This window comes from Nostoc sp. (genome assembly GCF_054880495.1).
In genome coordinates this window covers 1-7584 of record NZ_JBTYKD010000039.1, presented here as the reverse complement: position 1 = coordinate 7584, position 7584 = coordinate 1, and the positions used below count along the sequence as shown (strand labels likewise).

7 protein-coding genes and 3 pseudogenes are annotated in these 7584 nt (G+C 40.8%); 7 read left to right on the top strand and 3 right to left on the bottom strand.

The annotated features are described in order from the left end of the window. Positions 1 to 188: 188 nt before the first annotated feature. The 3 genes and pseudogenes from ACYTXL_RS04500 to purT all read left to right on the top strand — a co-directional run. Positions 189 to 542, top strand: a pseudogene (locus ACYTXL_RS04500) (DUF4350 domain-containing protein); the annotation flags it as partial. Then, a pseudogene (locus tag ACYTXL_RS04495) lies at positions 543 to 896 on the top strand (pentapeptide repeat-containing protein); the annotation flags it as partial. Positions 897 to 961: 65 nt separating this feature from the next. Next, a complete protein-coding gene (gene purT / locus ACYTXL_RS04490; RefSeq protein WP_461923666.1) occupies positions 962 to 2125 on the top strand; it encodes a formate-dependent phosphoribosylglycinamide formyltransferase in 1164 nt (387 codons plus the stop codon). Positions 2126 to 2191: 66 nt separating this feature from the next. Here purT and ACYTXL_RS04485 read toward each other — a convergent pair. Both ACYTXL_RS04485 and crtH read right to left on the bottom strand, forming a co-directional pair. Continuing rightward, positions 2192 to 2296 (bottom strand): annotated as a pseudogene (locus tag ACYTXL_RS04485) (serine hydrolase); the annotation flags it as partial. A gap of 124 nt (positions 2297 to 2420) precedes the next feature. Continuing rightward, positions 2421 to 3920 carry a carotenoid isomerase gene (gene crtH, locus ACYTXL_RS04480; protein WP_461923665.1) on the bottom strand — a complete coding sequence of 500 codons (1500 nt, stop codon included), beginning with the start codon at positions 3918 to 3920 and terminating at the stop codon, positions 2421 to 2423. 370 nt (positions 3921 to 4290) lie between these two features. Here crtH and upp point away from each other — a divergent pair, with 370 nt between their 5' ends. From upp to ACYTXL_RS04460, 4 genes are all read left to right on the top strand, one after another. Continuing rightward, positions 4291 to 4941 carry a uracil phosphoribosyltransferase gene (gene upp, locus ACYTXL_RS04475; protein WP_461923664.1) on the top strand — a complete coding sequence of 217 codons (651 nt, stop codon included), beginning with the start codon at positions 4291 to 4293 and terminating at the stop codon, positions 4939 to 4941. Between the two features lie 75 nt (positions 4942 to 5016). Further along, positions 5017 to 5370, top strand: a complete 354-nt coding sequence (locus ACYTXL_RS04470) for a hypothetical protein (protein WP_461923668.1) — start codon at positions 5017 to 5019, stop codon at positions 5368 to 5370. Between the two features lie 131 nt (positions 5371 to 5501). Continuing rightward, positions 5502 to 5753: a YggT family protein gene (locus ACYTXL_RS04465; protein WP_292804799.1), complete on the top strand. Its 252-nt coding sequence runs from the start codon at positions 5502 to 5504 to the stop codon at positions 5751 to 5753. A gap of 166 nt (positions 5754 to 5919) precedes the next feature. Further along, on the top strand, positions 5920 to 6645 hold the full coding sequence (locus tag ACYTXL_RS04460; RefSeq protein WP_461923667.1) for an Rpn family recombination-promoting nuclease/putative transposase: 726 nt from the start codon (positions 5920 to 5922) through the stop codon (positions 6643 to 6645). A gap of 152 nt (positions 6646 to 6797) precedes the next feature. On the opposite strand, the gene ACYTXL_RS04455 is transcribed toward ACYTXL_RS04460, so the two are convergent. Further along, positions 6798 to 7229 carry a biotin carboxylase gene (locus ACYTXL_RS04455; RefSeq protein ID WP_461923663.1) on the bottom strand — a complete coding sequence of 144 codons (432 nt, stop codon included), beginning with the start codon at positions 7227 to 7229 and terminating at the stop codon, positions 6798 to 6800. Positions 7230 to 7584 lie beyond the last annotated feature (355 nt).

Here is a 7584-nt window from a genome sequence, read left to right as displayed (position 1 = left end):
TATAAAACTGCTCTGAGAGCTTTCCTGGGAATACCACCGTAAGATGTCATAGAGCGCAGTCACATATAGAGAGCGCGTAGTGCTGGGAAACAGAGATAAAATTAATTATATTTTTGACTTTACCTGAAAAATAAGTAAGTATTAACACTAGTAATACTGAAACGAAGTGATTATAGTAAAAGTCGAAAATGAAACGTTCAAATCGCCTTGCCTGGATGGGAGCAATCGCACTAGCAGCAATCGTTTTACTTAGTTTGATCGCAGCTCCCAATAATACTAAAATTAACATTGGCTCTACCTATAATCGCGCCTCCAATGGCTATAGTGCTTGGTATGCTTTTATGCAAGAGCAGGGAATTTCTATCAAGCGATGGCAAAAGCCTTTTAGTGATATTCAGCCAGAGAACAGCCCAGTTACCCTCCTACAGGTAAACGGCTATCCAAGGGAAACGATACTGGATAGTCAAGAGCGGGAATGGTTAGAAAAAGGGAATACTTTGGTAATTTTGGGTGCGGGGGCGCGGGTTACAGAAGCAGAGTTTCTTATAGGAGCAGATTTATCTGGTTTGATTTTAGATGGTCTAAACTTCATCCGAGGAAATTTATCAGAAGCAAATCTACAAGTTAGTAGTTTAGTGAATGCAGACCTCTTATTTGTAAATTTTACGAAAGCTGACTTAAGAAATGCAGATTTACGAGGCGCAACTCTTGACGAGACTATTTGGTTAGAGACTTTAGTAGATAATTGTCAGCTTGGTGTTAGTATTGGTTTAAATCATCTGCAACGTCAAGATTTACAAGTACGCGGAGCTAGATTTAACAGTTCGGCTTCTCTGCGAGACGCTGCGCGAACGCTCACTGTTAAAGCCGAGCGGAGCCGAGGCTTTAATTCTTGAGAAGATGGTAATTAAAACACAAAAAATTATAAAATTATTAAATTGAGATTTATCTGGATAAGTTAATGAGTATTAAGTTGCCCCAAAAATTGATGTTGCTGGGTTCAGGAGAACTCGGTAAAGAATTTGCGATCGCAGCTCAACGTCTTGGTAATTATGTGATTGCCGTTGACCGCTACGCTAATGCTCCGGCGATGCAAGTTGCTGATGCTTATGAAGTTATTTCTATGCTCAGTCCTGATGATTTAGAAGCTGTAGTCACAAAACATCAGCCAAATATTATTATACCAGAAATTGAAGCAATCAGAACAGAAAAACTGATCGAATTTGAACAGCGAGGAATTACAGTTATACCGACTGCGGCTGCTACTAACTATACAATGAACCGCGACAGAATTCGGGAACTGGCACATCAAGAATTAGGCATCAGAACGGCTAAATATGGTTATGCAATAACTCTAGAAGAATTGATTGCTGTTTCGGATGAAATTAGGTTTCCTAGTGTTGTTAAACCTGTGATGTCATCCTCTGGTAAAGGTCAGTCTGTAGTGCAGAATAAAAGTGAGTTTGAGAAAGCTTGGAATTATGCGATCGCTAATTCTAGAGGAGACAGTCAAAAGGTGATCGTAGAAGAATTTATTAACTTTGAAATTGAGATAACTTTACTGACAATTAAACAGTGGAATGCACCGACAATTTTCTGTTCTCCTATTGGTCATCGCCAAGAACGAGGAGATTATCAAGAATCGTGGCAACCTGCACTAATTTCTGAAGATAAGATATTAAAAGCAAGAGAAATAGCCATAAAAGTTACTGATGCTTTAGGAGGAGCCGGAATTTTTGGGGTTGAGTTTTTCATTACCCAAGATGAAGTTATTTTTTCCGAACTTTCTCCCAGACCTCACGATACGGGAATGGTGACATTAATCTCACAAAATTTCAATGAATTTGAACTACATCTGCGAGCTATTTTAGACTTGCCAATTCCTCATATAGAACAGCTAGGAGCATCAGCGAGTGCGGTAATTTTAGCTTCCGAAAAATCTGATTCTATAGTTTTTGGTGGTGTAGCCGATGCTTTGTCAGAAAAAGATGTAGATATTAGATTATTTGGTAAACCTAATGCTCATGCATATCGACGAATGGGCGTAGCTTTGGCGAAGGGTGTTAATGTCCAAGAGGCTAGGGAAAAAGCTAGTAGAGCCGCCAATAAAATCACAATTATCTAATCTAATACCAATTCAAAAAATCTTTGCAAGACATCAATTAACCACAGGGCAGCCATTTTATCGTCAATCGCCTCCAATATCCAAATAATCCCCAGTATCCAAATTCAGGAAAAACATTCCTATTTTCAGAAAACTGTAGCGAGTCATTAAGGCTTTAATTTGAGGTTCCAGCGCTTTTTTCGTATGAGGAAAATTCTTGAACAAACAAAAACCGCTCACTATTAAAGCACAATTGATTAAAAAGTTTTGTAAATTATGCATAGGCTATTCCTATGATCACCTTGATTGATGTACATTAAAATCCTAAATCTACGGCAATGCGGTGGGCGCAAGCAAACCCAGAAAAAGCGACTGCATTCAACCCTTGACCCGGAAAGGTACTATCCCCTACACAATAAAGTCCTGGAATAGCTGTGCGATTAAAGGGCATCTTCAATAACCCCCACAACTTGCGCCGGGGAATTGGCCCATAAGTGCCATCTTCACGACCCAAAAAGCGGCGATGGGTGCGCGGTGTCCCCACTTCTAAATAGTCCAATCCGGCATCTAAACCTGGAAAAATCTTCTCTAGGCGGTCAATAATTCGCCAAGCCGCCTCTTCTTTCTTCGCTTGGTACTCACTTGGAGAAAGTTCTTGCCAATCATCAATCCAGTCAGGCGTGAAGGCATGAATGATGTGATATCCATTTGGTGCTAAATCTGGGTCAAGCAATGTGGGAATCGAAACAAAAAGTGTACCTTCTGCTGCTGTCATCTTTTCCCAATCTTCCAGCAAAATATGGTGGCACTCTGTCCCCACTGCTAAAACTGACTTCTTTACCCCTATATGCAAACTCAAGAAGCTGGGAGATTTTTGATAATTTTGTTGCCATTTTTTCTCATTATCTGGCATTTCATCTGCTGGTAATAATTGTTCAAATGTATCCCAGCGTGTAGCGTTAGAAACTATGCGTTTACCCCGATATACTTTACCATTAGCCAGTTGCACACCTACGGCTTTTCCCTGTTCTGTAAGAATTTTTGTAACTCTAGCTTGGTACTGAATCTTACCTCCAGCCTTCTCTAGACCTTCCACCAGTTTTTGGGCAATTTGTCCGACTCCGCCTTTAGGATAGTTAACTCCGCCATAATGCCTGTCAGAAAAGACCATCCCAGCATTAATCATTGGTGTCATGTCTGATGGAACCACCGACCAGCAATAACATTCCATATCGATAAATTTTAATAATTGCGGGTCTTTGATGTAGCGCCGCGCCACTTCCCCGGCATTTTGAGGCAGATACTTGACTAAACCGAGACACGCCAAAGGATGCTGTAAAAATACCCGCAGTAAATACCGAGGTTCTTCCAGCGATAGCAAATCCATGCTATTAAGGCACTTGAATACTTTTTGGCATTCGTCATAAAAGCGACGAATCCCCTTTTCTTCATCGCGAAAATGAGCAATAAGATTTTGCAAAAATTTTTCATAAACCCGGTCAACCTTCAAGTCTAAACCTTGGGGTAGATGATAGTGAATCTGCACTGGATCTGCGATCGCTTCTTGGCTGACATTTACAGCTGATAATGCACGGGTGAGTAAGTTAGTAGTACCATTTTCTCCCAGCCCAAAAACCATTGATGCGCCAACATCGAATCGATAGCCTTGGCGTTCAAAATAACCAGCGCTCCCACCTGGAATCAAATAACGTTCCAACACCAGCACTTTCGCTCCCTTCGTGGCTAACTGGGTCGCTGTTACTAATCCGCCAATCCCAGACCCAATCACGATCGCATCAATTTTGTCATTAGTCATTAGTCATTAGTCATTAGTCATTAGTCCAGAGTAAACCAATATTTACTAATGCTCAATGCACCATACTTCTCTACGAGAGGCTGCGCCAACGGCAACGCTACTTCGACGTCGCTCAGTACAAGTGCCCAATGCCCCAATCAAAAAAAAAGAGGGACGAGCCTGCTGCTGCTGGCTAATCCCGTCTGCCGATCCTTAAAAGAGAGGAGAACACTGTAGAAGAATATAGCCTTGATTGAGAATAAATGTCAAGTACTAATGAAAATTTTTATCAATAAAATTGAGAGTGTTAATTTTAGCCGTCAGCCGGATGCAGGAAAGAGTATTATGGTGTTTCAGTTCTTATACAATAAAAAGTCCCACTTTTCTGCCTATGACGCTACAATTGCGCGTTTATGTTCCACCCCATCCTCTGATCAAACACTGGCTGGCAGTTGCCCGTGATGCAGGCACACCTTCAGTATTATTTCGCAGTGCGATGACTGAGTTGGGAAGATGGCTGACTTATGAAGCTGTGCGAGACTGGTTGCCGACTCAAGAAATATCGGTGCAGAGTCCCTTGGATACCTGTCTGGCAACTGTGATTGATCCGCAAATGCCTATGGCAGTAGTACCGATTTTGCGAGCTGGACTAGGCTTACTTGAGGGAGCGCAGACTTTATTACCTTTAGCATCGATTTACCACTTTGGCTTGGCGCGAGATGAAGAAACACTGCAACCTCATTGTTATCTGAACAAGTTACCAGAAAAATTTGACCCCCAAACACGAGTGTTAATTACCGATCCGATGTTGGCAACAGGAGGGTCGATCATGGCGGTAATGGCAGAATTGACACAACGGGGTGCTGATGCTGCCCTGATGCGGATTGTTTGTGTAGTGGCGGCTCCACCAGCTTTGCAAAAACTGAGTGAAGCTTATCCAGGTTTGATAATTTACACGGCAACTATTGACGAAAAACTAAACAGCAAGGGATATATTGTACCGGGATTGGGAGATGCAGGCGATCGCATCTTTGGGACTTAAGTTAGTATGCAGCTAGGGCAGGGAAATAGCATAACTACTGTAAAAGTTGCAAGGTTTGTTGAAGGCGGTAAAGATATGAGTCAGCGAGATGGTTTTGGCAGTGGTTTTTTAGCGGGGGCATTTGTTGGTGGCGTATTTGGCGGTATCGTCGGGGCACTGATTGCTTCTCGACGCGAGCCGGAATTGCTAGCAGATGAGGAGGCAGAACTGACAGATAGCCAAGCCGAAGCTAAGAAAATAGCAGCAAAGCGGCGTCAGATGAAAGCCTCAGAAAGTGAGAGTATTAATATAGAAACGGCTAGGCGATCGCTAGAAGATAAAATTGCCCAGCTAAATGCCACAATTGATGAAGTGCGGAAGCAACTGGGAAATGTTAATGCCGGTTCACCCCAAGCAACCAATGACCGCTCCCTCACTAAAGATTCCTGAGATTTATTCAGGCGTGGTGAAAGTGTCAAGTGTGGTAAATCTGGGTGGAATCTGCAAACACCATGACATGGACTAAATTAAAATTAAAAGATAAGACCGCGTTTGACACTTAGTAGGAAACCAACAAATCCATGTACCTTCTGATTAACACTCTGGCTACTTTCATCCAGATTTATACTCTTTTGCTAATTATTCGGGTTTTATTGACCTGGTTCCCCACAATCAACTGGTACAACCAACCATTTGCCGCTTTGAGCCAGATAACCGATCCTTATCTCAATCTGTTTCGCAGAATTATTCCCCCATTGGGTGGGATGGATTTTTCTCCAATGTTAGCTATTATACTGCTTCAACTAGTAGGTGGTGGTCTGCAAGGCATCTGATAAGGCAGAATTTGCAGTTTGCTGCACTTCAACTAATGAATTTTAGGTCTGGGCTAATTAGCTCAGACTTATGCAATTTCAAGGCTAATTATGGATGCAATAATTGAAAACTGACGCTATATTTTACGATATATTTCAACAATTTCCTAGTATTTGATTTTAACTTATTGGTCAATCTAATACTAATACCAATGCTTATGAGTTTATTGCACCAGAAATTAAACAACGTTCTTTTCGTTTAGATGGCGTATTTTCTCCCCTAAAAGAATTTGGTAATGAACCGCGTTATTTTGTAGAAGTTCAGTTTTACAAAGATGAAGAATTTTATGACCGTCTATTTACAAGTATTTTCCTTTACTTTTCTCAATATAAACCAGTTACTTCTGAATGGTATGCAATAGTCATTTATGATAAGCACAGCAATGAAACAGCCTGTCCTTTACGTTATCATGCCTTATTAGAGCCTCATTTACGCTGCTTTTATCTGGATGAACTTGAGGTAGTAGCCGAAGGATCTCTGGGTGTAGGAATTGTCCGATTGGTTGTAGAAACTGACAACAAAGCACCAGAGCTTGCTAAACAGTTAATTGACAAAGCTAGATTGGAATTAGCCGATGTTCTTATCCAAAGAAAAGTTTTAGAATTTATAGAAGAGATTATTGTTTACAAGTTTCCTAATTTTAACCGAGAGGAGATAGAAGCTATGCTGAATTTAAATTTACTCAAACAAACCAGAGTTTATCAAGAAGCGAAAGAAGAAGTAAAAGAAGAACTAAAGCTAGAACTAAAGTTAAAATTGATACCCAAATTAGTACAAAAATGGCTAAGTATTCAGGAAATAGCAGAATTATTAGAATTAGATGTTGAAATCATTAGGAAATCTCTTAATTAGAGAACTATTCCTAAAGTAGGATTTTACTATCAGAGGAACATCGCTACATGCTACATTCTGTGAAGAAGACTATTTTTATTTGTACACTATTTATCCCGACACCGAATTTTTTGATAAAGTGCGGGACTTCTAGCGGGAAAAGTTAAAATTTATTACTTACGCACTTGACCGCTAAATCCGGCAGCCTTGAACTGCTTTAACTTTAAAGGTAAGGGCTGATTTGCCGGTACAGAAATTCTCAATTCAAAATCGCTAATGCCTGGTGGCACCTCAGCAATAGAGCCTAAGCGAGTGCGGTTTTGCATTACTGAGTCATTATTGGCATCATAGATGCGTCCAAAAATATCTGCGTCGTAAGCTATTTTATTAGTAGCATTTTCTGCTTTGCCAATGACAATAAAACAATTGGCAGCTGCGCTACCACTACTGATAACAGCCCCTTGTGCTAGTTCTGGTGGACAATCTTTATAAGATACATCAAATAGTTTAATCTGTGTCAGGGCTACAGATGTGGGAGCGATCGCCCACGATAGAAAGGTGATGAGACAGGAAATAAAAACGACCGTGAGTAAGCGCAACCGCATAAAAGACTCCGTGATTTGATTCAATAATTATGTAACTTATAACCTCAGCTTACAGCATACCCCTACTCCCTATTCTTTACTTCCCTGATTGATTCGCAAGAGTCATGGCAATTTCCCTAACTAGGTGATAAGTAGATCAACATTATAAAATATCAACCCGATATCAAGAACTCAGGAGACAAGAGACAGAATGAAGTTTTTCTCCTGACTTCCCTGAATATTAAGCATCTTACGTTTAATTAAACTTCATCTAAGTTGAGAACCGGAGTTTTCGCCCTCACCCTAAATCCCTCTCCCATATCTGGGAGAGGGACTTTGAAATTCTGGCTCCCCTTCTCCCAAATCTGGGAGAAGG

Excerpts from the sequence above, each read along its gene's own strand:
- purT (WP_461923666.1), top strand. The coding sequence starts at position 962 with ATGAGTATTAAGTTGCCCCAAAAATTGATGTTGCTGGGTTCAGGAGAA.
- crtH (WP_461923665.1), bottom strand. The coding sequence starts at position 3,920 with ATGACTAATGACAAAATTGATGCGATCGTGATTGGGTCTGGGATTGGC.
- upp (WP_461923664.1), top strand. The coding sequence starts at position 4,291 with ATGACGCTACAATTGCGCGTTTATGTTCCACCCCATCCTCTGATCAAA.
- ACYTXL_RS04470 (WP_461923668.1), top strand. The coding sequence starts at position 5,017 with ATGAGTCAGCGAGATGGTTTTGGCAGTGGTTTTTTAGCGGGGGCATTT.
- ACYTXL_RS04465 (WP_292804799.1), top strand. The coding sequence starts at position 5,502 with ATGTACCTTCTGATTAACACTCTGGCTACTTTCATCCAGATTTATACT.
- ACYTXL_RS04455 (WP_461923663.1), bottom strand. The coding sequence starts at position 7,229 with ATGCGGTTGCGCTTACTCACGGTCGTTTTTATTTCCTGTCTCATCACC.